The 22373-nt window shown below is 71.9% G+C and carries 19 protein-coding genes and 2 pseudogenes; 6 read left to right on the top strand and 15 right to left on the bottom strand.

Translation table 11 applies throughout. The features are described 5' to 3' along the window. Positions 1–15: 15 nt before the first annotated feature. Positions 16–703: pseudogene (locus Vgi01_RS31145) on the top strand (nuclear transport factor 2 family protein). Here Vgi01_RS31145 and Vgi01_RS13570 read toward each other — a convergent pair. Both Vgi01_RS13570 and Vgi01_RS13565 read right to left on the bottom strand, forming a co-directional pair. Then, positions 690–2192 (bottom strand): M20/M25/M40 family metallo-hydrolase, encoded by a 1503-nt coding sequence (locus Vgi01_RS13570; RefSeq protein WP_373306952.1) that lies wholly within the window; start codon positions 2190–2192, stop codon positions 690–692. The pseudogene Vgi01_RS31145 and the gene Vgi01_RS13570 sit on opposite strands and share 14 nt — an antisense overlap. Positions 2193–2384: 192 nt before the next feature. Beyond that, entirely contained in the window at positions 2385–3224 is an 840-nt protein-coding gene (locus tag Vgi01_RS13565) for a DUF4253 domain-containing protein (RefSeq protein ID WP_204291240.1), read from the bottom strand. 243 nt (positions 3225–3467) lie between these two features. On the opposite strand from Vgi01_RS13565, the gene Vgi01_RS13560 reads away from it, so the two are divergent. After that, positions 3468–4646: an RNA ligase RtcB family protein gene (locus Vgi01_RS13560; RefSeq protein WP_204291239.1), complete on the top strand. Its 1179-nt coding sequence runs from the start codon at positions 3468–3470 to the stop codon at positions 4644–4646. Next, positions 4643–5058, top strand: a pseudogene (locus Vgi01_RS30645) (hypothetical protein). The gene Vgi01_RS13560 and the pseudogene Vgi01_RS30645 overlap by 4 nt, the downstream one beginning before the upstream one ends. Here the strand turns inward: Vgi01_RS30645 and Vgi01_RS13550 are convergent. Then, entirely contained in the window at positions 5059–5826 is a 768-nt protein-coding gene (locus Vgi01_RS13550; protein ID WP_204291237.1) for an SIR2 family NAD-dependent protein deacylase, read from the bottom strand. It lies immediately after the preceding pseudogene. Positions 5827–5922: 96 nt separating this feature from the next. Here Vgi01_RS13550 and Vgi01_RS13545 point away from each other — a divergent pair, with 96 nt between their 5' ends. Next, positions 5923–7422, top strand: coding sequence for a hypothetical protein (locus Vgi01_RS13545; protein WP_204291236.1), 1500 nt, complete (start codon positions 5923–5925; stop codon positions 7420–7422). 18 nt (positions 7423–7440) lie between these two features. Here Vgi01_RS13545 and Vgi01_RS13540 read toward each other — a convergent pair whose 3' ends face one another. From Vgi01_RS13540 to Vgi01_RS13485, 12 genes are all read right to left on the bottom strand, one after another. Then, positions 7441–7938 (bottom strand): DinB family protein, encoded by a 498-nt coding sequence (locus Vgi01_RS13540; RefSeq protein ID WP_204291235.1) that lies wholly within the window; start codon positions 7936–7938, stop codon positions 7441–7443. Positions 7939–8054: 116 nt separating this feature from the next. Further along, positions 8055–9425, bottom strand: a complete 1371-nt coding sequence (locus Vgi01_RS13535) for a glycosyl hydrolase family 18 protein (RefSeq protein WP_204291234.1) — start codon at positions 9423–9425, stop codon at positions 8055–8057. A gap of 185 nt (positions 9426–9610) precedes the next feature. Beyond that, positions 9611–10597 (bottom strand): LLM class flavin-dependent oxidoreductase, encoded by a 987-nt coding sequence (locus Vgi01_RS13530; RefSeq protein ID WP_204291233.1) that lies wholly within the window; start codon positions 10595–10597, stop codon positions 9611–9613. Then, the gene (locus tag Vgi01_RS13525) at positions 10594–10953 is read right to left on the bottom strand and encodes a TIGR04076 family protein (protein ID WP_204291232.1); all 360 of its coding nucleotides are present in this window, start codon (positions 10951–10953) and stop codon (positions 10594–10596) included. Before Vgi01_RS13525 ends, Vgi01_RS13530 begins: the two co-directional genes overlap by 4 nt. Continuing rightward, positions 10950–11324 carry a nuclear transport factor 2 family protein gene (locus tag Vgi01_RS13520; protein ID WP_204291231.1) on the bottom strand — a complete coding sequence of 125 codons (375 nt, stop codon included), beginning with the start codon at positions 11322–11324 and terminating at the stop codon, positions 10950–10952. Before Vgi01_RS13520 ends, Vgi01_RS13525 begins: the two co-directional genes overlap by 4 nt. A gap of 17 nt (positions 11325–11341) precedes the next feature. Continuing rightward, positions 11342–12994 (bottom strand): DUF885 domain-containing protein, encoded by a 1653-nt coding sequence (locus Vgi01_RS13515; protein ID WP_204291230.1) that lies wholly within the window; start codon positions 12992–12994, stop codon positions 11342–11344. Beyond that, on the bottom strand, positions 12991–14229 hold the full coding sequence (locus Vgi01_RS13510; protein ID WP_204291229.1) for an amidohydrolase family protein: 1239 nt from the start codon (positions 14227–14229) through the stop codon (positions 12991–12993). Before Vgi01_RS13510 ends, Vgi01_RS13515 begins: the two co-directional genes overlap by 4 nt. A gap of 10 nt (positions 14230–14239) precedes the next feature. Beyond that, on the bottom strand, positions 14240–15205 hold the full coding sequence (locus tag Vgi01_RS13505) for an ABC transporter ATP-binding protein (RefSeq protein WP_204291228.1): 966 nt from the start codon (positions 15203–15205) through the stop codon (positions 14240–14242). Next, positions 15202–16182: an ABC transporter ATP-binding protein gene (locus Vgi01_RS13500; RefSeq protein ID WP_102656451.1), complete on the bottom strand. Its 981-nt coding sequence runs from the start codon at positions 16180–16182 to the stop codon at positions 15202–15204. The genes Vgi01_RS13505 and Vgi01_RS13500 overlap by 4 nt, the downstream gene beginning before the upstream one ends. A gap of 2 nt (positions 16183–16184) precedes the next feature. Then, complete coding sequence (locus tag Vgi01_RS13495) at positions 16185–17099, bottom strand: ABC transporter permease (protein ID WP_102656452.1); 915 nt, start codon at positions 17097–17099, stop codon at positions 16185–16187. Next, positions 17096–18187 carry an ABC transporter permease gene (locus tag Vgi01_RS13490; protein WP_199180074.1) on the bottom strand — a complete coding sequence of 364 codons (1092 nt, stop codon included), beginning with the start codon at positions 18185–18187 and terminating at the stop codon, positions 17096–17098. The genes Vgi01_RS13495 and Vgi01_RS13490 overlap by 4 nt, the downstream gene beginning before the upstream one ends. A gap of 12 nt (positions 18188–18199) precedes the next feature. Further along, complete coding sequence (locus tag Vgi01_RS13485; protein ID WP_102656453.1) at positions 18200–19810, bottom strand: ABC transporter substrate-binding protein; 1611 nt, start codon at positions 19808–19810, stop codon at positions 18200–18202. Between the two features lie 280 nt (positions 19811–20090). On the opposite strand from Vgi01_RS13485, the gene Vgi01_RS13480 reads away from it, so the two are divergent. Both Vgi01_RS13480 and Vgi01_RS13475 read left to right on the top strand, forming a co-directional pair. Beyond that, positions 20091–20627, top strand: a complete 537-nt coding sequence (locus Vgi01_RS13480; RefSeq protein ID WP_013733572.1) for a cupin domain-containing protein — start codon at positions 20091–20093, stop codon at positions 20625–20627. 47 nt (positions 20628–20674) lie between these two features. Beyond that, entirely contained in the window at positions 20675–22234 is a 1560-nt protein-coding gene (locus Vgi01_RS13475; protein WP_204291227.1) for a glycoside hydrolase family 43 protein, read from the top strand. The last annotated feature ends 139 nt before the right edge of the window (positions 22235–22373 follow it).

The raw sequence follows: 22373 nt of genomic DNA, 5'->3' as shown, positions 1-22373 counted from the left end.
CCGCCGGACGGGGATCTGCTCGCTGAGGCGCAGGCGGGTGACGGCGAGGCGTTCGGGCCGCTGCGCGGGGAGCTGCGCGCCCACTGCTACCGGATGCTCGATTCGCTGCACGACGCCGAGGACGCCGTCCAGGACACCTTGGACCGGGCCTGGCGGAACGCCCTGCAACGGGCCCGCGCGGTCCTTGCCGGCCTGTTGCCCGAACAGGCCCAGCAACAGACCCTGGGCGCGCTCGGCGACACGGGGCAGCGGGAGCTGGCCCGCGGTACGCGGCCGCCTGGGAGGCCGGTGACGTCGAGGCCGTCGTGGCGATGTTGACCGACGACGCCCGGTACTCGAGGCCGCGCCTGCGGGTCTGGTACGAGGGCCGGTCAGCGATCCGTGGTTTCCTCGTCGAGGTAATGGGCTCGTACCGCTGGCGTTTCTGCCGGGTTGGGCCAACGGGCAGCTGGCGTTCGGCACGTACCGCTGGGACGACGCCCAGGGCGTCTACCTGCCGGCGGGTCTGGACCTGCTCACGGTGCGCGGCGCCCGGATCGCCGAGGTGGTCTCGTTCCTCGACGCCGCGTTCCCACTGGTGGCTGGTCCACCAGCACCTGTCCCATCCGTACGACGCGGCAACCGGCGCGACCCGGACCGACCTGCGTCCCTGAGCGGGACCGGCCGGTCCGGGCACCTCGGCGCCGGGGTTATCCCTGGGTGATGGTGACGTCGTCGACGGCGGCCTCGACCAGGCTTGCGGTGCCCGCGTCGGCGGCTTCGACGAGGATCCGTACGCTCTGGCCGGCGTAACTGCTCAGGCTCCAACTGCCTGACGTCCAGGCGGCGTTGCGGTTGGTGGCGCTGGCCAACTGGGTTAACAGGGCGGTGGTGCCGCCGTTGTGGACCACGGAGACCCGGAAGAAGTCCGCGCTTGTGGCGTTGCTGCCGTGGGCGAGATACCAGGACAGCTTCAGGGTGAGCGGGCCGGTGGCGGGCAGGGTGATGGCGGGTGAGCGGACGCTGGTCGTACCGCCGTCGATGTCGTGGTCGCCGGCGGAGGTGCCGGCGAGCCTGCCGGTGACCAGGTCGTTCGTGCCGGAGAGGGCGGTGAGTTGCTTGGCGCCGCTGGAGTTGGTGGCCTGCGGCACGCCGCGCTCCCAGAGGCCGCTGGTGGCGGTGTCGGTGCCGGCGGGGTTGGTGGTCCAGCCGGTGGCGGTCTCGAAGGTGTCCGACCAGACCGTCGTCGCCGGGGTGCCGGCAGCCAGGGTCCAGAGGGCGTACGCGGCGGCGTCGCCGGCCCGGTTGAGCACGGTGTCGGAGATGTTGCTCGGGTACGTGTCGCAGGACCGGTGGTAGCAGGGGTCGAAGGCGCTCTGGGTGCCGCCCCACTTGGTCACCTGCGCGGCGGTCTTCACCCGGGACGCACCCGCCGCCACCCCTGAGGTCTGCACGCCGATGGAGTTGAAGGGGGCGTCGTCGGAGCGTCCGGCGCCTTCGGTGTTCTCCTCGGTCGGTACGCCGATGGAGTCGTAGTACGCCTTCAACGTCTGGCCGGGCACGGAGGTGATCCGGTTGATGAAGTAGCCGCCGTTGACGGAGCCGACCATGTCGAAGTTGAAGTACGCCTTGATCTTCGCCCGTTCCGTGCTGGACAGGGTGTTGGCGTAGAACCGCGACCCGTTGAGGCCCTGCTCCTCGTCGGTCCAGAAGGCGAACCGGACCCTGCTGGTCAGGCTCGGGTTGGTCGCCGCGAGGGTCAGGGCGATCTCCAGCAGGGTCGCCGACCCGGAGGCGTTGTCGTTGATGCCGGGACCGGCCGACACCCCGTCCAGGTGTGCGCCGAACATGTAGATGCTGTTCGGGTCCCCACCGCCCGGCCAGTCGGCGATCACGTTCGGGCCGGCGCCGCTGGTGCAGCCGGAGGTGCAGTTCTGCCGGGTCACGGTGAATCCGGCGGCGACCAGCTTGTTGTACACGTAGGTCACCGAGGCGGTGTAGCCGGCGCTTGTGGCGCGCCGGTTGCCGCCGTTGCTTGTCGCGATCGACTGGAACTGCTGAAGATGCGCCTTCGTGTTGGTCAGGGAGATGTCAGGTGCCGCCATCGCGGACACCACCGAAGCGGTCGCCGGGGCGGGGGCGGCGGGGGCGGTCGTCGGCACGGCGACCACGGCGACGACGGTCAGGGCCAGGGCCGTGCAGGCACGCAACACCGGAGGTACTCGCAACGTCTTCTCCTGCCGGATAAGGAACGCCGGAGACACCGGCAGCCGCAGATTAGGACGGTGCGGAGATTGGCGTAAACACATCGCGCTATACCGCTTTGTCCATAGCGTGACGAGTTGGCCCCGGCCGAGTGCGCGCACCTGCTCGGGGTGGTCAGCCCGCAGGTCTGCGCGAAGCGCTCAGTCCCACCAGAACGCCCAGGTCGGCGCGTCGACGAGACGCTCGGCGTAGGCGGCGACAGTGTACGGACGCTGCCCCTGCAGAATGTTGTCCGGGCAGAACGCGAAGTGTTCGGCGGCGATGGGCAGCGCCTCGTCGATTGTGCTCGGCGGTGCGGCGACACTGAGGTACAGCTCGGCGAAGCCGGCCCCGATCACCCGTACCCCGAAACGGTCCTCCCAGCTGCGCAGCACCGCGCACAACTCGGCGACACCGATGTGGTTGATCGCACCGTGCCAACCGACGGCCGCCAGCACCTCGCTGCTGCGCTGCGCGGGCACCAGGCCGAGATGCGCCTCGGACAGGGCCTGCGACAGCTGCTCGGCCCAGTGGTCGGCGTGCTCGCGCACCGCGACCCGGGGCGGCAGCGCCGGGGCCAGACCCGGCCAGGCCCGACCGTACGGGGCGACGAGCGGATCGTCGTCGGCCGCCGGCGGCGAGTCGTCGCCGTCGCCGGTCTGGTTGGCCCACCGGCCGGCGAGCACCCGCTCGGCGTCGTGCTGGTCGGGAGTGGAGGTCGCGGGCCAGAGCTCACCGCCTTGCCAGGGGCGGGACATGTCACCGCCGAGGCCGTCCAGCAGCAACGGCCACAGCCCGGAGCTTTCATGTGCCGCGTGCAGGCGCGACCACAAGCCCGCCGGTGCCGGCTCCTCGCTCATCCACAACACCGGTCGGTCGTCGGCGCCTTCGCTGCCGCATACCGTCTGGCCGGGCGGCAGTGGCACGGCGAGCGTTCGCGGAGCACCGTCCGGGAACAGTTCCAGCAGGTCGGCGGGCATATCGTTCAACTGCGACGTCACGAGGCGTGAGAGTAACGGTCGGGGCTGACGTTTTCCGCGCTCCGCGCGGCAGCACTTCGACCTTTCCGCGCTCCACGTGGCAGCAGCTCGACGAAAACCGGTTGCCCGCACCGACGGGCTGCGCCAGGGTGGGCGCATGACGTACTGACGGATCGCACCCCGCCGCGCCGAGACGCCTCCGCGCGCCCCCTCGTGCCCTCACCCACCGTCCGTGCCTCCGCTTTCTCCTCGGGAGAGAACTCCTTGTCCGAGCTTCACCTGCGGCAGTCGACGCTGCCCGCGTCCGGCCCCGCCACGATCAGCGTCTTCGCCTCGCCCACCAGTTGGATCGAGTCCGACGCCCACACCCAGTGCCGACAGGTCGCCGCCCTCGACGGCATGATCCACGTCGCCGCCATGCCCGATCTGCATCCGGGCAAGGGCGCCCCGATCGGGGCGGCGATGACGTCCCGCCTGCTGTACCCGTTCCTCGTCGGGTCCGACATCGGCTGCGGCATCGCGGTGTTCCCGATCCGGCTCAAGCGACCCGTACCGGAGAAGCTGGCCGCGCGGTTCCCCGACCTGGACCGGCCGCTGCATCCCGAACACGACCCCGACGACCCGGCCTGGACGGTGGTGACCGGTGAGATACCCGCCGGCCACGTCGAGGGTCTCGGCACGGTGGGCCGGGGCAACCACTTCGTCGAGTTGGCGCGGATCGGCGCGGTGCTCGACCCGGCCCACGCTGGTCGTCTCGGGTTGGCCGCCGGTGACCTGGTGCTCGTCGTGCACACCGGTTCCCGAGGGTTGGGCGAGCGGATTCTGCGCGAGCACACCGAACGACACGGCGCCGGCCCGGCCCCGGATCCGGGGGCGTACCTGGCTCGGCACGACGAGGCCGTGCGGTGGGGTGCGCTGAACCGTCGGCTGTTGGCCGCCCGGGTCGCGTACGCGCTGGGCGGCGCGCCGACCGAGCCGATCGTGGACCAGTGCCACAACCTGGTCGAGGTACGGGACGGCAGCTACCTGCACCGCAAGGGCGCGGCACCGGGTGACGGCCGGGACGTGCTGATCGCCGGCACCCGGGGCACCCCGTCCTACCTGGTGGCCGCGCACGCCGGCCCGGAGGCGAACTACTCGGTGGCGCACGGTGCGGGACGGAAGATGTCCCGGGCCGACGCGCTGCGCCGGGGGCGGGCCAAGCACACGGTCGAGGAGCTTCGGCGTACGCCGGTGGGCTCGCTTGTGGTGTGCGGCGACCGCCAGTTGCTCTTCGAGGAGGCGCCGGGGGCGTACAAACGCATCGAGCAGGTGATCGGGGACCTGGTCGAACACCGGATGGCCACCCCGATCGCGACCACTGTTCCGCTTGTCACGTACAAGACGGCCGACCTTGCGGTCGGGTCGCGGCGCGACGAACGACGTCGGCGGGGCCGGCGATGACGGTACGCCTGCTGTTGTCGGCCGGACGCGGCCCGCAGGAATGCGCCTGGGCGCTGGCCCACCTGCTGCGACGTCTCGAAGCCGACGCCGTACGGCAGCGGCTGCGGGTGCAGCGCATCGACACGGTCGCCGGTGACCGGCCCGGCACCTACCGCTCGGTCCTGGTGGAGGTCGGCGGCGCTGGTGTCGAGGCGTTCGCCGTCTCCTGGACCGGCACGTTGTGCTGGCAGGCACCCAGCCCGTACCGGGCCGGGGTCGGTCGGAAGAACTGGTACGTGACCGCGCGCTGCGGTTGCTGCGGCAGCGACTCGCGGACCGCGACGAGGCGGCGGCACGCGATGCCACCACCGCGCGGTGGCAGCTGCACGACCGGCTGGTCCGCGGTGACCCGGTCCGGGTCGAACGCCCGTAGTCACCCGGCGCCGCCCCAGGCGGCGTCGACCAGGGCGGGCAGCACCCGGGCCGCCGGGCCACGCAGGTTGATGTCGGACACCTGGTCCAGCGGCGTCGGTTCCGGATTGACCTGGATCACCGTGGCGCCGGAGCGGGCCGCGACGTGCGGTATCTCCGCGGCCGGGTAGACCAGGCCGGAGGTGCCGACGGTCAGCAGTACGTCGCAGGAGGCGGCGGCCTCGGCGGCGGCTTCCAGGGCTGGCTGCGGCAATGCCTCCCCGAACCACACCACGCCCGGCCGGATCGGCGCGGAACAGCGGTCGCAGCGCGGCGGCGGCAGTCGGCGTCCCTCGGCCGGCTCGTCCGGGTCGGGTGTCGGTGCCGGGTGGGCGCAGGCGGAGCAGCGGGGCGCGAACAGGCTGCCGTGCAGGTGCAGCGGGTCGGTGGAGCCGGCCCGCTCGTGCAGGTCGTCCACGTTCTGCGTGATCAGCACGGCGTGCGGGGCGTGGGCCTCGATCGCCGCGACGGCCAGGTGCCCCGGGTGCGGTCGGGCCCGCGCGACGACGGCGCGTCGCCACTCGTACCAGCCCCAGACGAGGGCCGGGTCGGCGTCGAATGCCGCCGGGGTGGCCAACTGCTGGGCGTCGTAGCGCTGCCACAGGCCGGTGAGCGCGTCGCGGAAGGTCGGCACACCGCTCTCGGCGGACATGCCCGCGCCGGTGAAGACCACCACTCGCCGGGCCTGGCCGAGCAGCTTCGCGGCCTGCGTCGGTCCCGGTTCGGTCATCCGTCGAGACTATCGGCGCTGGGGTCGCTCGCCGCGCTCGCCTACAGTGTCGGATCACCCTGTCGCGATGCGGCGACACGACGATCGGGAGGGCTGTTGCGCCGGATTCGTGCGATCGAGTCGCACCACTGGTTGCTGCTCTCGTACGTCACGGTCCTCTTCGGGTGCGCGATCTGGATGGCCGTCCTCGCGGTCGACTCGTTCCGGGCGACGCACGGCGGGGTGGCCGGTGCGGTGACAGTCGAGGACTGCGTGTACGCCGACACTGAGGACGGGCCCGAGTGGACCTGTTCCGGGCCGTTCGTCTCCACCGACGGCGCTGTCCGCATCGACGCGGTGAAGCTCAAGCCCCGCTACGGCGAGCCCTTCGAGGACGGCGCGACGGTGCCGGGCCGGGTCAGCAGCTCTTCGGCGGGCACTCTGCACACCGACGACCGGGCGTGGATGTGGGCAACCGGCCTCATGGTCCTGTTCCTCGGGACCGGCCTGTACCACCTGCGCTCCGAACTGCGAACCGAACCCGAGGTGGCGACGCCGCCGGTCGATCCCGAGCTGGCGGCGATCTCCGCACGGGCGCGTGCGTTCCTCACCGAGTGGGAGCACGTCTTCGCGCCGTCGACCCCGGTGGCCGCAGCACCTGCGCCGGTGCCGGCCGTCAACGCACCGAAGCGGGCGAACCTCGCGGTCGGGAAGGTCCTGGCCGGCTGGCTGCTGCTGGTGCTGACCATCGTCGGCACGGTGTGGCACCTGATGGAGTGGGAGCGCCAGGAGCTGGAGTCGTTGACCGGGCAGGCCCTGGGCACGGTCACCGGGGCTCGGCTCGGCGCGGAGAATCGGATCGAGGTCGCCTACCCCGACACCACCGGAGCCGAGTGGCGGGTGCGGTGGAAGCCCGTGGACCCGGACAGCTACCGGGAGGGCGGCCAGGTGCCGGTACGGTACGACCCGACTCAGCCGTACGAGGTGATGCCGGCCTATCCCGAGTTCTTCGAGATCGAACCACGAGGGCGTACGGTGCTCGTGGAACTGGTGCTGCTGCCCGGGTACGTGTTGGCCTGGGCGTGGATGTGGCGGCTCGGACGCTGGCTGCTCGGCGCGTGGCGTCGTGGTCGACCGGCCGAGGCGTGGGTCCTGGTGGCGGAACTGCACTGGGGCACCGAGCCGACATCGTTCTGGCTCGAACTACGCGACGCCGACCGGATCTGGTACCAGCGGATCGTCTGGGATCGCCGGCTGGTGCGCCTGCTGGCCGGCGGTGCGCAGCTGCCGCTGAGCGTCGAGCTGCGCCGCTGCCCGGGGTTGCGGCGCATGTACCTGGTCGACGTGCCCGGGGTGGGGCGGCTCTGGCCGGCGAGCACCGCCCGTGCCCGACCGCCCCGCAACTACCATCTGCGCCCGGTCGAGCTGCACCTGTTCGGCCACGCCGAGTCGACAGGCAGACACCTGGCGATTCTGCTGGCGTTGACCGTCCTGGTCGGAGGCGGTTGGCTGCTGGCCGGTCCGGCCACCGCCGCCTACCTGCTGGCGCTGATCGGCGGCTACCAGCTGTGGGGTGGTGGCGCACCCTGGCGCGGCTTCTACGCCCTGCGCCGTTGACGTCGGTGGCCGACCGGTTCAGTCGGCCAGGATCTGCTCGCGCAGGATGTCGGCGTGCCCGCAGTGCTGGGCCAGCTCCCGCAGCACGTGCAGGTACACCCAGCGCAACGGCAGCGGGCCGCGCCGGTTGCCGTACAGCAGGTCGTCGAGGTCGAGCGGCGCGGTGGCCCGGCGGGACTGCTCACAGGCCTGCCGGTGTCTGCGTTGGACCTCGGCGATGGTGTCGGTGTCGGTGAGGACGAAGGACTCGTCCGCTGTCGCGGGCATGCCGATCTCGTCGCGCGAGCGGCAGGTGATCGCCTCGTCGAACCATGCCTGTTCGACGAAGGTCGCGTGTTTCACCAGACCCAGCAGGGTGGTCCGGGACGGCACCAGCGAGCGGCGGGCCTGCTCCTCGGTGAGCCCGTCCAGGCAGCTGTTCAGTGCGGCGCGGTGCTCATCGAGGAAGACCTCGAACTGCGGCCGGATCGGCTGGTCGCGCACGTCGTCGACGGAGTTCGTCGGCAGGAAGGACATGTGGTCAGCATCCCAAGCGCACCCGCCGGCGGCAACGGACCGCGCCGAAGCGGGCGGCGACCGCTACGCCGCAACGGCGGGAGGCCGCCGTTGCGGCGTGACGGGGCCGGTCACGGTCAGGCCGGTAGGCGCCAGACCTGGTTGGCCCCGCCGAAGCAGTCCCAGATCTGCAGCCGGGTGCCGTCGGCGGAGCTGTTGCCGGTGGCGTCGAGGCAGCGGTTCGACGCCGGGTTGCGCAGCGTGCCGTTGGACTGGGCCTGCCAGACCTGCGCGCCGGTGCCGTTGCAGTCCCACAGCTGGATCGGGGTGCCGTTGGCGGTGCCGGCGCTTGTGATGTCCAGGCACTTGCCGAGGGCTCGCAGGGTGCCGTCGCCGCCCACGGTCCACCGCTGCGCGTTGGTGCCGTTGCAGGTGTAGAGCTGGACGGCGGTGCCGTTGGCGGTGCTCGCGGCGGCGACGTCCACACACTTGCCGGCGATGCCGGTGATCTGGCCGGTACGGCCGGACGGCGTACCACCCATGACGGTGTCGTAGATCGCGCTGACCAGCGAGGTCGCGCCGCTGGTGTCCTGGGTGAGTTCCCAGTTCATCATGCCGCCGGCATTGGCCAGCGCCCACTGGGTCTTGCGCTTGACGGTGGGGATGCCGTTGTAGCACTGCTGAACGCCGCCGACGCTTGTGCAGTCCCGGTTGGCGTTGGCCGGGTCCATGCCGACCAGTTGGGTGTACGTGTAGTAGCCGGGTCGGCTGTAGAACGGCACGCCGAGCACCGCCTTGCCGGCCGGCAGGCCGCGGGCCTTCCACCCGTTCACCGCGTTGATCGACCAGTCGTAGTTGGCGTGTGGGCTGCCGCCGTCGTACGCCATGATGTTGAGGAAGTCGACGTGGTTGAAGACCGACGTCGGCACCCCGTCGCGGTAGTACCCCTCGGCGACCACGGCGGCGGTGAGCAGCTTGCCCTGCGGGCGCAACGCGTTGCTGAGTTGCTGCATGAGCAGGCCGTAGTTGGTGGCCGAGGTGCCCGGGTCCGGGTACTCCCAGTCCATGTCGACGCCGTCGAGGCCGTACTGGTTGACGAAGCTGACGACGCTGTTGACGAACGTGGTGCGGGTGCCGGCGTTGGCGGCCAGGGCCTCGAAGGCGGAGTCGTCGCCGTCGTTCCAGCCGCCGATGGCGATGGAGACCTTGACGTTGTTGGCCCGGCCCAGTGACACCAGCGAGGACAGTTTGCTGGGGTTCTCCACCGGTCGCAGGGTGCCGTTGCTGTTGGGCAGCACGAACGCGTAGTTGATGTGGGTGAGCTTGCCGTACTGGACCGTGTTGACGTTGCCGGTCCACGACGGCATGTAGCCGACGCTCTTGAAGTTGTTAGGCAGGATGACGGCCTGCGCGGCGGTCGGGGTGACGGCGAGGGTCGCGGCGGCGGTGACCAGGGCGAGCAGGCCGGTGGTCAGTGCCGAGCGGGGCCGCAGACGTGGTGAGGACATCGAGGGCCTTCCCGGGGCAGAGGGCGACACCGTGTCGTCCCGGCCGACGCCGATGACAGCGCCGGGCCGGGACGTACGGATGTGCAGGGTCGGTTACCTCGAGGCAGCCAAATCTTAAAGAGTGTTAACGGTTTTGGTCAACGATGCTTCTCGATACGAGGTGAGCCGTTGCGGGTGGGCGCTGGTCAGCCACGCAGCAGCGGCAGCACCCGCTGACCGAGCAGGTCGATCCCGCTACGCGGGGTGAGCCCGTGCGGGGTGCCGAACTCGACCCGACTCGCCCCCGCGTCGAAGACCGCGGCGGCCTGCGTGGCGACCTGTTCGGGGGTGCCGGAGAAGGCGAACAGGTCGAGCAGGTCGTCGCCGATCAGGGCACCGGCCGCGTCGTCTTCCCGGCGGGCCACGTGCTCCTTGATCCGAGCGAGCAGGCCCGGATCGACCTCGACCGTCGGGTCGAGAGCGGCGACGACCGCGAGATACATCGCCACCTCGGTACGGGCCACCCGCCGGGCCAACTCCCCGTCGGTGTCCACGACCGTCACCGCGCCCAGCACCACGCCGGTGTCGTGGCCCCCCGCCTCGTCGAGCCAGGCGCGCATCGTCTTGGCCATCGCCGGGTTCGCCGAGCCACCGACCTTGACCTCGGCGGCGTACCCGGCGGCGGAGCGGGCTGTCTGCTGTCCCCAGGTGCCGACCAGCACCGGCACGTCCGGCCGGGCCGGGGTGTAGCGCAGGCTGGTGCCCGGCGCCACTGTGAACTCCCGGCCCTCGAAGCCGCTGTCGTCGCCGCCGAGCAGCCGCCGGACGATCTGCACCGTCTCGGCGATACGGCGCAGCGGCCGGGCCTGGGCCACGCCGATCTCCTGGAGCCAGGTGCCACGGGCCAGGCCCAGGTACGCCCGGCCGTGCGAGGCCAGGTCGAGGGCGGCGACCTGCCCGGCGACCTCCACCGGATGCAGGGTGAACGGGTTGAGGCAGGCCGCGCCGAGCCGGATCCGACGGGTGTGCCGGGCGGCCACCAGCAGCGGGAAGATCGGCGGCTGGTACATCAGGTCACCGAAGACCGACAGCACGTCGAAGCCGTACCGTTCGGTCAACTCGGCCAGTTCGGCGTACTCGTCGGCGGACTTGTCCGATTGCAGGCCGATGCCGACCAGGCGGTCGCCGGTCACGTCAACTCCTCGGTGGGGATCTGCCGCAGGGCAGTGCGTTCGATGCGCATGATGACCCGCTCCTCGGGGTCCGGGCAGGCCACGTGGCTGTCCCGGGCCATCCAGTCCCCCTCGGCCAGGGCCCGCTGCTTGGCCGGCAGCAGCGGCAGGCACGCGGCCAGCGCGTACATGCAGAAGTGCTGGCCGGCGGGGATGCTCAGCCGGCAGGACTCGGTCAGGTCGATCTGGTCACCCACCTTCATGCCGCACACCGAGCGGCCCTCGATCCGCTCGACCACGACCCGCAGGTCGTACACCTCGGTGGTGGCTCCGTCGGTGGTGGGTTCGTCGGTGGTGGTGGGTTCGTCGGTGCTCATCGGACTGCCTCCGCGTGGTGGTGCACGATGCGCCAGCCGGTCTCGTCGCGGCGCAGGACGTCGGTGACCCGGAAGCAGACGTCCGGGCGGTCGTCGCCGAAGCGGGCCCGCAGCACGTAGCGGACCAGGCCGGTGTCGCCCCAGCTCTCGGCGCGTACCTGCTCCGGGGCCACGCTGACCGGGGCCGGGCCGGTCGCGGCGGCGGCCCGGGTGTCGCGCAGCGCGTCCAGGGCGGCCAGGCCGGTCAGCAGGTCGTCCGCGTCGGACTCCCAGATGGTCAGGTCGGGGTGCAGGTGGGCGTCGAACGCCGACCGGTCGCCCAACGACCGGTACATGTCGCTGATGGTGGTGCTGAGTTCGTCGATGCTCATCGGGTCACTTCCGGTGCTCAGGTCGGGGGTGGCAGGGCCTCGGCGAGGCGGGCGCGTAGCGGGTCCAGGCCCATCGGCCCGAGCGCCAACGCGGTGTGGTGGAACCGTTTGCGGTCGAATGCGGCGCCGGCGCGTCGTTCGGCGTCGCGGCGGGTCTGCTGCCACAGCCGGGCGCCGACCTTGAACGCCAGGGCCTGCGCCGGCCAGCCGAGGTACCTGTCGACCTCGAAGCGGGCGGTCGCGGCGTCCAGCCCGGCGACCCGGGTGAGCAGCTCCACGGCCACGGCCGGGGTCCAACGGTCGGCGTCGGTGAACCCGGTGCCGGCCGGGATCGGCAGGTCGAGGTGCAGGCCGAGGTCGATGACGACGCGGGCGGCCCGCCACATCTGCCCGTCGAGCATGCCGAGGCGTTCACCGGGGCCGGCGTAGAGGCCGATCTCGTCGGCGAGACGTTCGGCGTAGTGGGCCCAGCCTTCGGCGTACCCGTGCACGTGGCACAGGTGGCGCTGCCAGGGGTGCAGCTCGGCGGTGGTCAGGGTGACGGCGTGTTGCAGGTGGTGGCCGGGCAGCCCTTCGTGGCAGAGCGTCCCGACGTGCCGCCACACCGGCACGCTCGACTCCCCCGGCGGCACCGACCACCAGATCCCGCCCGGGCGGGTCAGGTTCGCGTCCGGCGGGGTGTAGTACATGACGCCGGAGGCGGCGGGGCTGATCCGGCACTCGACATGACGGGTGGCCGCCGGGATGTCGAAGTGGACGCCGTCGAGCTGGTCGGTGAGCAGGGCGGTGCGTTTGCGCAGCCACTGTTCCAGGACGGGACCGACCGGCACCCGCCCGGCGGGGTCGGCGTCCAGCGCAGCCCGGGCGCTCGCCGGGTCCGGGTGGCCGCAGTCGGCCGCCGCGGCGTGCAGTTCGGCGTCGGTACGGACCAGCTCCGCCCAGCCGTACGCGTACAGCTCGTCGAGGTCGACGTCGGCGCCGAGGAAGGCGCGGGAGGTGACCTCGTACAGTTCGCGTCCGACACCGTCCACTTCGGAGGCGGCGGGGGCCAGTTCGGTGCGCAGGAACGTGGCGAACGCGTCGGTGGCGGCGGTGGCGCGCCGGGCTCCTTCGGTCAGCCGGTCGGCGAGCGGGCCACCGGGACAGCCGGCGACGAGCCGGCCGTAGAAGTCACCGGCGGTCCAGCTCTGGCACTGCTCGGCGACGACGAGCACCTGCCGCCGGGCGACCAGGTGGCCGCGCTGCGCGGATCGGCGCAGCGTCGCGGCGTACTGGTCGAGGGTGTCGGGCAGCCGGTGCAGGTGCTCGGCGACGGCGGCCCAGTCGTCGGCGGTCTGCCGGGGCAGGTTGTCGAAGACCTGCCGGGCCAGGTGGACCGGGGTGGCCAGCGGGGCGAGCAGCCGGGTGGTGAACCCGGCGTCGTACAGCGCGACCTCGCTGGCCAGCCGCTCGGCCAGGGCGCCGGCGAGGGCACGCTGCGCCGGGCCGTCGGCGGTGGCCGAGGCGACCGCGGCCGCGGTCTGCCGGGCCAGGGCCGCGCGGGCGTCGAACGCCTCCGGGGACAGGTCCGCCAGCTGCGAGTCGGGGGTACGCCCGGCCGCCTCGGCGGCCTGCGGGTCGAGGTCGGCGAGCGCGGCGAGGTAGTCGTCGGCGACCCTGATCACGGTCATCGTCGGGCCCGGGTCCGGCCGTGGTCGTCGCGGTAGACGACGCCGCCCTTCATCACCACGTGCAGGGTCCGCAGGGCGGAGACCGACCGGGTCGGGTCGTCGCGCAGCACCAGCAGGTCGGCGTGCTTGCCGGCGGTGATGCTGCCCAGCCTGTCGTCGGCGTCGAGCCACTCGGCAGGGCGGATGGTGGCGGCCTTCAGCGCGTCGGCGACGGGCATCCCGGCGTCCACCATGAACTCCAACTCCCGCACGGTGGCGGTGGTCTCGTCGTAGCCGGCGTGCGGCGGCATGTCGCTGCCCAACGCGATCGGCACGCCGTTGCGGATGGCGTGCTGCAGGCTCTCCCAGTGTCGGGGGCCGGCGCCGAGGGCGCGTTCCATCAGCCAGCCGGGCACCCCGGAGTCGCGGAAGAACTGTTCGCAGCGGCTGACCACGATGGTCGGGACGTACCAGACGCCCCGTTCGGCCATCAGCCGGGTGACCTCGTCGGTCAGCTCGTAGCCGTGCTCGACGCAGTCCAGACCCAGTTCCACCGCCCGGCGTACGGTGTCGGCCGGGCCGGCGTGCGCGGTGACCTTGCGTCCCCAGTCGTGGGCGACCCGGATGACGGCGGCCATCTCGTCGTCGAGCAGTTGCGGGGTGTCGATCGCCTCGTACTGGCCGGCGATGCCGCCGGAGATGCACACCTTGATCAGGTCGGCGCCGGCCCGGATCTGGGCCCGGGTGAGCTGCCGGAACCCGTCGGCGCCGTCGGCTTCCAGGGCGTCGGCCTCCCAGCCGTGGCCCCCGGTGCAGCACAGCGCGTGCCCAGCGGTGAAGATCCGGGGTCCGTCCACCGCGCCGGCCTCGATGCCCTTGCGCAGCGCGAAGTCGGCGTAGCGGCCCTCGCCGACCAGCCGGGCGGTGGTGACCCCGGCGTGCAGGGTGCGCCGGGCCGAGTCGGCCATCAGCAGCACCAGTTCGGCCAGGTTGGACCGGTGCACCTCGTCGGCGAGGTGGCCGGGCAGTCCGAGGGAGAGGTGCACGTGCATGTTCGTCAGTCCGGGCATCACCACGTCGCCGCCCAGGTCGACCACCGGGACGTCACCGGCCTCGGCGAGCACGTCGTCGACCGGCCCGACGGCGCGGATCATGCCGTCGGCGCCGATCCAGATGCCCTGGTCGGCCTGGAGGTGGTCGGCGACGCCGTCGTAGAGGGAGAGGTTGACCAGGACCTGTTCGGTGGCGCGATGCATGTCGACGTCCTCAGTGGGAGGCCACGGCGGCCGAGGCCGTGGCGGGGTCGTTGAGCCAGCAGGCGGCGCTGCGTCCGCCGAGGTCGAGGGTGGGTGGCTGGTCGCCGCAGGGGGCGAAGGCGTGGGCGCAGCGGGGCCGGAACCGGCAGCCGGTGGGGGCGTTGGCCGGGTCGGGCACCTCCCCGGCGAGGGTGGCGGGCAGCCGTGGGGTGGGGCCGATCTGCGGTACCGCGTCGATGAGCGCCCGGGTGTAGGGGTGACGCGGGTCGCGCCACAGCTCGCGGGTGGGTGCGGTCTCCACGATCCGGCCCAGGTACATCACGGCGGTGACGTCGGCGATCTCGTGGACCAGGGCGAGGTCGTGGGAGATGAACAGCATGCCCATGTCGAGTTCCCGGACCAGCCCGACGAGCAGGTTGACCACCTGGGCCTGCGAGGAGGCGTCCAGGGCGGTGACCGGCTCGTCCGCGATGATCATGCGGGGTTGTGGGGCGAGGGCGCGGGCGATGGCCAGCCGCTGCCGTTGACCGCCGGAGAACTGGTGCGGGTAGCGGTCGGCGGCCTCGGCGGGCATGCCGACCCGGTCGAGCAGTTCGACCACCCGGGCGTTGCGGGCCGCGCCGGTGACCGTCGCCGGTACGCCGTCGAGCAGTTGGGCGCCGATGGTGCGCCGGGGGTTGAGCGAGGCGTACGGGTTCTGGAAGACCATCTGCAGACCGATCTCGGTCTCCGGTCGACGTCGCCAGCCCAGCGGGGTGATCGGGCGGCCGGCGAAGCTGACCTCACCGGCGCTCGGCGGGGTCAGTCCGACGGCGACCCGGGCCAGCGAGGACTTGCCGCAGCCGGACTCGCCGACCAGGCCGACGATCTGGCCGGGTGCCACGTCCAGGCTGACCCCGGCGACCGCGCGGACCCGACCGTTGCCCCGGGAGCGGTACTCGACCTGCACGTCGCTGATCCGCAGCAGACTGCTCATCGGGCTGCCACCTCCAGGTGTGGACGGACCACGCAGGCCACCGACCGGTGCTCACCGGCCGGGGTCAGCGGCGGCGGGCTGGTGCCGCAGGCCGGTTCGGCGTACCCGCAGCGGGGTTGGAACGGGCAGCCCGGCGGCGCCTGGCCCGGCGCTGGTGGGCCGCCGGGGATCGGCCGCAGCGTGCCGACGGCCTGGGTGCCGTGCGGGCGGGCGCCGAGCAGCGCGGCGGTGTACGGGTGGGTGGGTGCGGTGAGCAGTTCCCCGGTCGGTCCGGTCTCCACCACCCGCCCGGCGTAGAACACGTAGCCCCGGGTGGTCAACGCGCTGAGCACGCCGAGGTCGTGGGTGATGAACGCGACGGCCAGGCCGGTCTCGGCGCGCAACCGGTCCAGCAGGGCGAGGATGCCGGCCTGCACGGTGACGTCGAGGGCGGTGGTGGGTTCGTCGGCGATCAGCAGCCGGGGGCGGGCGGCCAGGGCGATGGCGATGGCCGCGCGTTGACGCATGCCGCCGGAGAACTGGTGCGGGTAGGAGCGCAGGGCCCGTTCCGGGTCGGGGATGCGTACCTGGTCGAGCAGTTCCACCGCCCGCCGGTTCGCGGCCCGGCGGTCCATCCGCAGGTGCACCCGCATGTGTTCGGTGAGTTGGCGGCCGATGGTGAGCATCGGGTGCAGGGCGGCGGTGGGGTCCTGGAAGACCATGGCGATGCCGGCGCCCCGGACCCGCTGCCAGCCGCGCTGGTCCAGGCCGAGCAGGTCGGTGCCGGCGAACCGGGCCGATCCGCTCACGGTGGCGCCGGGTGGCAGCAGGCCGAGCAGGGTCTGCGCGGTGAGGCTCTTGCCGCAGCCGCTCTCCCCCGCGATGCCTACCAGTTCACCCTCGTCCACGGTCAGCGACACGTCGTGCAGGATCGGCAGCGGGCCGCGCGGGCCGGGCAGGGTGACGGCGAGGGAGTCGACGTCGAGCAGCGGTGCCATCTCTAACGTCCCTTCGCGTAGCGGGGGTCGAGCCGGTCGCGCAGCGCGTCGCCGAGCACGTTGAACGCCATCACGACGGTGAGGATGGCCAGGCCGGGGAAGACGCTGACCCACCACATCGACAGGTCCTGGGAGCCGAGGGCGACCATCGAGCCCCATTCGGCGGCCGGTGGGCGGGGACCCAGGCCGAGGAAGGAGAGCGCGGCCAGCAGCAGCACCGCGTTGCCGAGTTCCAGGGTGGCCAGCACGATCGCCGGGCCGATGCTGTTGGGCAGCACGTCGCGGCGCAGCGCCTTGACCGGTCCGACGCCGAGCAGCCGGGCGGCGTTGAGGTAGTCGTCGCCGCGCATGCTGATCACGGCGCTGCGGATGACCCGGGCGTAGACCGGCCAGGAGACGATGACCAGCGCGAGGACGGCGTTGCGGGTGTTCGGGCCGAACGCGGCGGTGACCGCCATCGCGAGGATGATCTGCGGGAAGGCGAACACCAGGTCGGTCAGGCGCATCAGCGCCTCGTCGGCGAGCCGGCCGAGGTAGCCGGCGAGCAGTCCGAGCAGTCCACCGACCAGCAGGGCGAGCGAGACGATGGCCAGGGCCAGGGGGATGGACAGCCGGGCGCCGTGGATGACCCGGCTGAGGATGTCCCGGCCGAGGGAGTCGGTGCCGAACCAGTGCGCCGCCGACGGCGACGCGTACGCGTCAGGGCTCTGGGCGAGCGGGTCGTAGGGGGCGATCAGTGGGGCGAAGATGGCCACCAGCAGCCAGCCGCCGAGGATGACCAGGGCCGCCAGGGTGACCGGCTGCCGCCAGACCGGCCGGGTGCTGCCACCGCGTAGCCGGCCGAGCCAGCGGCGTCGGCTCAGCGCCCGGTCGACCTTCGGGTCCGGGGCCACCGGATCGGGTGCGATCGTGGTCATGACAGGCGGATCCTCGGGTCGATGAGCCCGTACAGCAGGTCGACGGTCAGGTTGACCAGCGTGTAGACGAGCGCCACGAAGAGGCTGACGCCGAGGATCGACGGCAGGTCCAGCGCGGTGGCGCTGCGGTAGGCGTACTGGCCGAGGCCGGGCCAGCCGAAGATGCTCTCCACCAGCACCGTGCCGGACAGCAGCGAGGCGAAGGCCAGGCCGGAGACGGTGACCACCGGGACCAGGCCGGCGCGCAGCAGGTGCCGGCGCAGCACCACCCGGGCCGGCAGACCCTTGGCGTACGCGGCGCGGATGTAGTCCTGCTGGAGCACTTCCAGCATGGCGGAGCGGACGAAGCGCACCAGCAGCGCCACGGTCAGCGAGGTCAGCACCAGCACCGGCAGGACCAGGTGCTGGGCGGCGTCCCAGGCGACATCCCACTGCCCGGCCAGCGCCGCGTCGACGGTGTACATGCCGGTGACCGTGGGCGGTGGGCTGAAGGCGGTGGAGAGCCGACCGCCGCTGGGGGCCAGGCCGAGTTTGTAGAAGAAGACGTAGAGCACGACGAGCGACAGCCAGAACGGCGGGGTGGACAGGCCCAGCAGGGCGCCGACGCGGACCAGCTGGTCGGTGAACCGGCCGTTGCGGACCGCGGCGAGCATGCCGATGCCGGTGCCGATCAGCAACGCCAGCACCATGGTGGGGATGGCCAGTTCCATTGTCGCCGGCACGTACCGGACCAGGTCGTCCAGGACAGAGCGGCCGGTCTGCTGGGAGATGCCCAGGTCGCCGGTGAGCAGGTTGCCCAGGTACTGGAAGTACTGCGCCCAGAGCGGCTGGTCCAGGCCCCACTTCTCCCGGAAGGCGGCCACCGTGGCCGGGTCGTTGAGCGCCTGGTCCGACAGGTTCGCCGTGACCGGGTCGCCGGGGACCACGTTTACCAGCGCGAACGTCACCACGGTGACGCCCAGCAGCAGACCGGCGGTGATCGTCAGCCGCTTGGCCAGGAAGACCAGCAACGGATGCGCGCGGCGCGGCCGGGGCCGGGACGCGGTCGTGGTGACCGCGCCCGGCTCCCCGTCGTGAACTGTCGTCATCTGTGCTGCCGGCTACTTCCGGCCGACCGCGGCGACGTCGACCTGCCAGCCGGCGGCGGTGTAGTCCGCGCCGGTCAGGTCGGCGGTCGCCACCACCGTGGAGGAGTTGCTGGCCAGCACGATGTACGGCGAGGACTGGTTCATCAGTCGCTGCCACTCCTGCATCGCGGTGGCCCGGGCGGCCAGGTCGAGGGTCTCGGTGACCTTCTTGCCGGCGGCCACGACCGCCGCGTCGGCCCGGTCCACGGTCCAGCCGGAGCGCAGCGCGGTCGGCTGTCCGGGGGCCATGTTGTTGATCAGCGAGTCGGCGACCGGGTAGTTCAGGCTCTGCGGGGTGAAGCCCATCGCCATCTTCCCGCCGCGCATCTCGTCCAGGAAGGTGGTCAGCGGCTGCGGGTTCAGCTCCAGGGTGATGCCGGCCTCGGCGACGTCGCCCTGCACCTTGGTGGCCACGGTGCCGAGGTCCACGCCCTTGTAGGTGATGGCCGGGTAGCTGAACTTGACCTTGGGGTTGGTCAGGCCCGCCTCGGCGAGCAGCGCCTTGGCCTTGGCCACGTCGCGGGTCGACGCCTCGCCCTCGGGCAGCGCGCCGGGGAAGGCGGGGGCGACCAGACCGGCGCCCGGTGCGGCGCCCTGCCCGTAGAGGGCGGCGATGCCCTGGTAGTCGATGGCGGCCCGCAGCGCCTGGTTGAACTTCACGTCGGCGGTCACCGCGGAGACGGCCGGGTCGGCGTTGAGGAACAGGAAGTAGACGGTGTCCTGCACGCCGGAGGTCTGCAGGGTGCTCGGCATGCCTTCGAGCAGCTTGCCGGAGATGTCCAGCGAGATCTCGTTGGCCTCGGCGCGCTGCATGGTCAGCTTCTGGGTCTGCACGTCCATGTTGCGCAGCACGACCCGGTCGAACTTCGGCTTGTCGCCCCAGTAGTCGGGGTTGGCCTCCAGCACCACCTGGGACTCCGGCTCGTACGACTTGAGCACGTACGGGCCGCTGCCGATGGAGTTGGTGTCGAGGTACTGCTGGGCGGTGTCGCCCTGGGCGGCGTCCTCGCCGTCCTTGGCGCCGTTCTCCTGGGCGACCTTGGAGTTGATCACGGCGGTGGAGGGCATGGAGAGCACCACCGGGACGTTGGGGTTGGCCGTCGCCGAGGTGACCACGACTGTGCTGTCGTCGGTCTTGCTGACGCTCAACTCGCTGACGGTGACCGCCGGGCTGGCCTTGATGTTCTTCAGCCGGTTGAGCGAGAAGACCACGTCGTCGGCGGTGAGCGGGCTGCCGTCGGAGAACTTCACACCCTGCCGCAGCTTGAAGGTGAAGGTCTTGGCGTCCGGCGAGACCTCGTACGACTCGGCCAGCGCGGGGACCGGCTTGCTCACGTCCGAGCCCTCGAAGGTGAGCAGGGTGTCGTAGAGGGCGTGCACCGCGGTGAGGCCGGTCGCCTCGTAGACGCGGCCGGGGTCGAGGGTCTTGAGCACGAACGAGGTGTTGACGGTGAGCGTGGTGGCGCCGCTGCCACCGCTCGCGTTTCCGCCGCCACCGCCGGCCGTGCAGGCGGCGGTGGAGATGATGGCCAGCGCCGTCAGAGCGGATGCTCCGACGCGAAGCCGGCGGGGGGACACCGACATTGCTGTTCCTACCTTCGTATGGGCGGTCCGCTTCCGCGTGGGCCGCGGGTTGTCGACGACCTGGGACGTGAACGCCGGTGTCTCCGGTCGCGATGTCTCGGGTTTTCAGGGGCGGCATTTCAGGGTTGGATGTAGCCCGGACTTGCTTCGTCCGGTTCATGCCTGGACGCGACGTGTCTACCAGTACCAAACAACGCCACAACTTGTTTGACCACCCTAAACAGGGCCGTGTAGCTTGGTCAAACAATTTCAGTCACACTGTTATCGGATCGAGGTTTAGATGCTCGGTGATCGGCTCCGCGATCTTCGGCAGCAGCACTCCATGACGCTGCGCCAGCTCGCCACAGCCGCCGACGTGTCCCCCGCGCTGCTCAGCCAGATCGAGAACGGCGCGACCGATCCGAGCCTGTCCACGCTGCGCAAACTGGCCCAGGTCTTCGACACCTCGATCGCCGAGCTGTTCTCCGAGCCCGAGGCGCCCGCGGTGCATCTGAGTCGCGCCGGCAACCGCAGCCGACTGACCGCGCCCCCCGGCCAGATCACCTACGAACGGCTCACCCCCGGGCGGGGCGACCTGGAGGTGCTGCAGGCCCACCTCGCGCCCGGCGACGCCAGCTCGGCCGAGCCCTGGGCCCACCCGTCGACCGAATGCGCCATCGTCATCACCGGCGAGGTCGTCGCCGAGATCGGCGGCGAGAAGCACGTGCTGGCCGCCGGCGAGGCGGTCACCTTCGACTCCCGGCTGGCCCACCTCTACCGCAACGCCAGCGACGAACCGGCCCACCTGATCATCGCGGTCACCCCACCCACCCCCTGAACACCAGGGGTACGCGTGGACCACCGGGCCGCCTAGCATCGGTGCACATGACCGATTCCGCCACCTTCGGCAACCCCGTCGTGCCCGGCTTCCACCCCGATCCCAGCGTGTGCCGGGTGGGCGAGGACTACTACCTGGTCTGTTCCAGCTTCGAGTACTTCCCCGGCGTACCGATCTTCCACAGTCGGGACCTGGTGAACTGGCGGCAGATCGGCAACGTGCTCGACCGCCCCAGCCAACTCGAACTGCCGCCGGACACGCACGCCTCCGCCGGCATCTACGCCCCGACCATCCGCCACCACGACGGCCGCTTCTACATGGTCACCACAAACGTCACCACCGGCCGCCACCTGCTGGTCACCGCCACCGACCCGGCCGGCCCGTGGTCGGAACCGGTCCACCTCGACGTGCCGCACATCGACCCGTCGCTGACCTGGGACGACAACGGGGACTGCTGGTTGACCGTGTCGGGGGTCGAGTCGTACCGGATCGATCCGGAGACCGGCACGGTGCTGGAGGGGCCGGTGCCGATGTGGTCGGGCACCGGCGGGCAGTACCCGGAGGCCCCGCACCTGTACCGGATCGGCGACTGGTGGTACCTGCTGGTCTCCGAGGGCGGCACGCACACCGGGCACGCCGTCTCGATCGCCCGGTCGCGCAGCATCCGGGGCCCGTTCGAGCCCGGCCCGGTCAACCCGTTCCTGACCCACCGCAGCACCGACCGGCTGGTGCAGGCCACCGGCCATGCCGACCTGGTGCAGGCCACCGACGGCAGTTGGTGGATGGTGCTGCTGGGCATCCGGGCCAAGGGCCAGTGGCCGCCGTACCACGTGCTCGGCCGGGAGACGTTCCTGGTGCCGGTGCGCTGGGAGGACGGCTGGCCGGTGGTGGACCCGGTCGAGGAGACGATGACCGCGCCGGCCGGCAGCCCGCCCGCCCTCGCCGCGGCACGCGACCCGGGCTCCTACCGGGACGACTTCGACGCCACCGACGCGCTCGCGCCGGAGTGGATCTCGCTGCGGGAGCGGCCGAAGGACAGCTGGTCGTTGACCGAGCGGCCCGGCTGGCTCACCCTGCACGCGGCCGGCACGACCCTGGACCGCTCCGGCGCCACCATGGTCGCCCGCCGGCAGCAGCACCACGACTGCCGGGCCGGCGTGCACGTCGACCCCGGCGCGGGACGGGCCGGGCTGACGTTGCGCATCGACGAGGCGCACCACTACGACATCGAGGTCGCCGACGGGCTGGTGCAGGTGATCGGCCGCGTCGGGCCGTTCCGGCAGGTCTTCGGCGAGCTGTCGGTGCCGGCCGGCCCGGTCACCCTGACCATCACCACCCGCACCGACGACCTGCTGCCGCCGACGGTGACCGCCGCCGACCAGGTGACGGCCCCCGGCGCCCCCTTCGGCGTACGCCCCGCCGCCTGCGACACGGTCAGCTTCGAGGTGCTGACCGACGACGGGCCGGTGGTGCTGGCCGAACTCGACGGACGGTACCTGTCCACCGAGGTCGCCGCCGGTTTCACCGGCCGGGTGTTCGGCCTCTACGTCACCGAGGGCAGCGCGGCCTTCGACTGGTTCGACTACCGCCCGAGCGCCCGCTCCTGACCGGCCACCTGTTCGCGGGCGTCCGCCTCCGGGGTGCCGGACGGACGCCCGCGGCGCGCCGAGGGCTGGACGTGCTGCTCGGTGCCGCCGGTGGCCGAAAGTGGGTTCGGCGGCGCGACCTTGGGCGGCGCAGATGCGG

Source organism: Micromonospora gifhornensis (assembly GCF_016863515.1).
Taxonomy (GTDB): Bacteria; Actinomycetota; Actinomycetes; order Mycobacteriales; family Micromonosporaceae; genus Micromonospora; species Micromonospora gifhornensis.
Note: the sequence above shows the minus strand (reverse complement) of the source record. Positions and strands in the feature narration are given on the sequence as shown.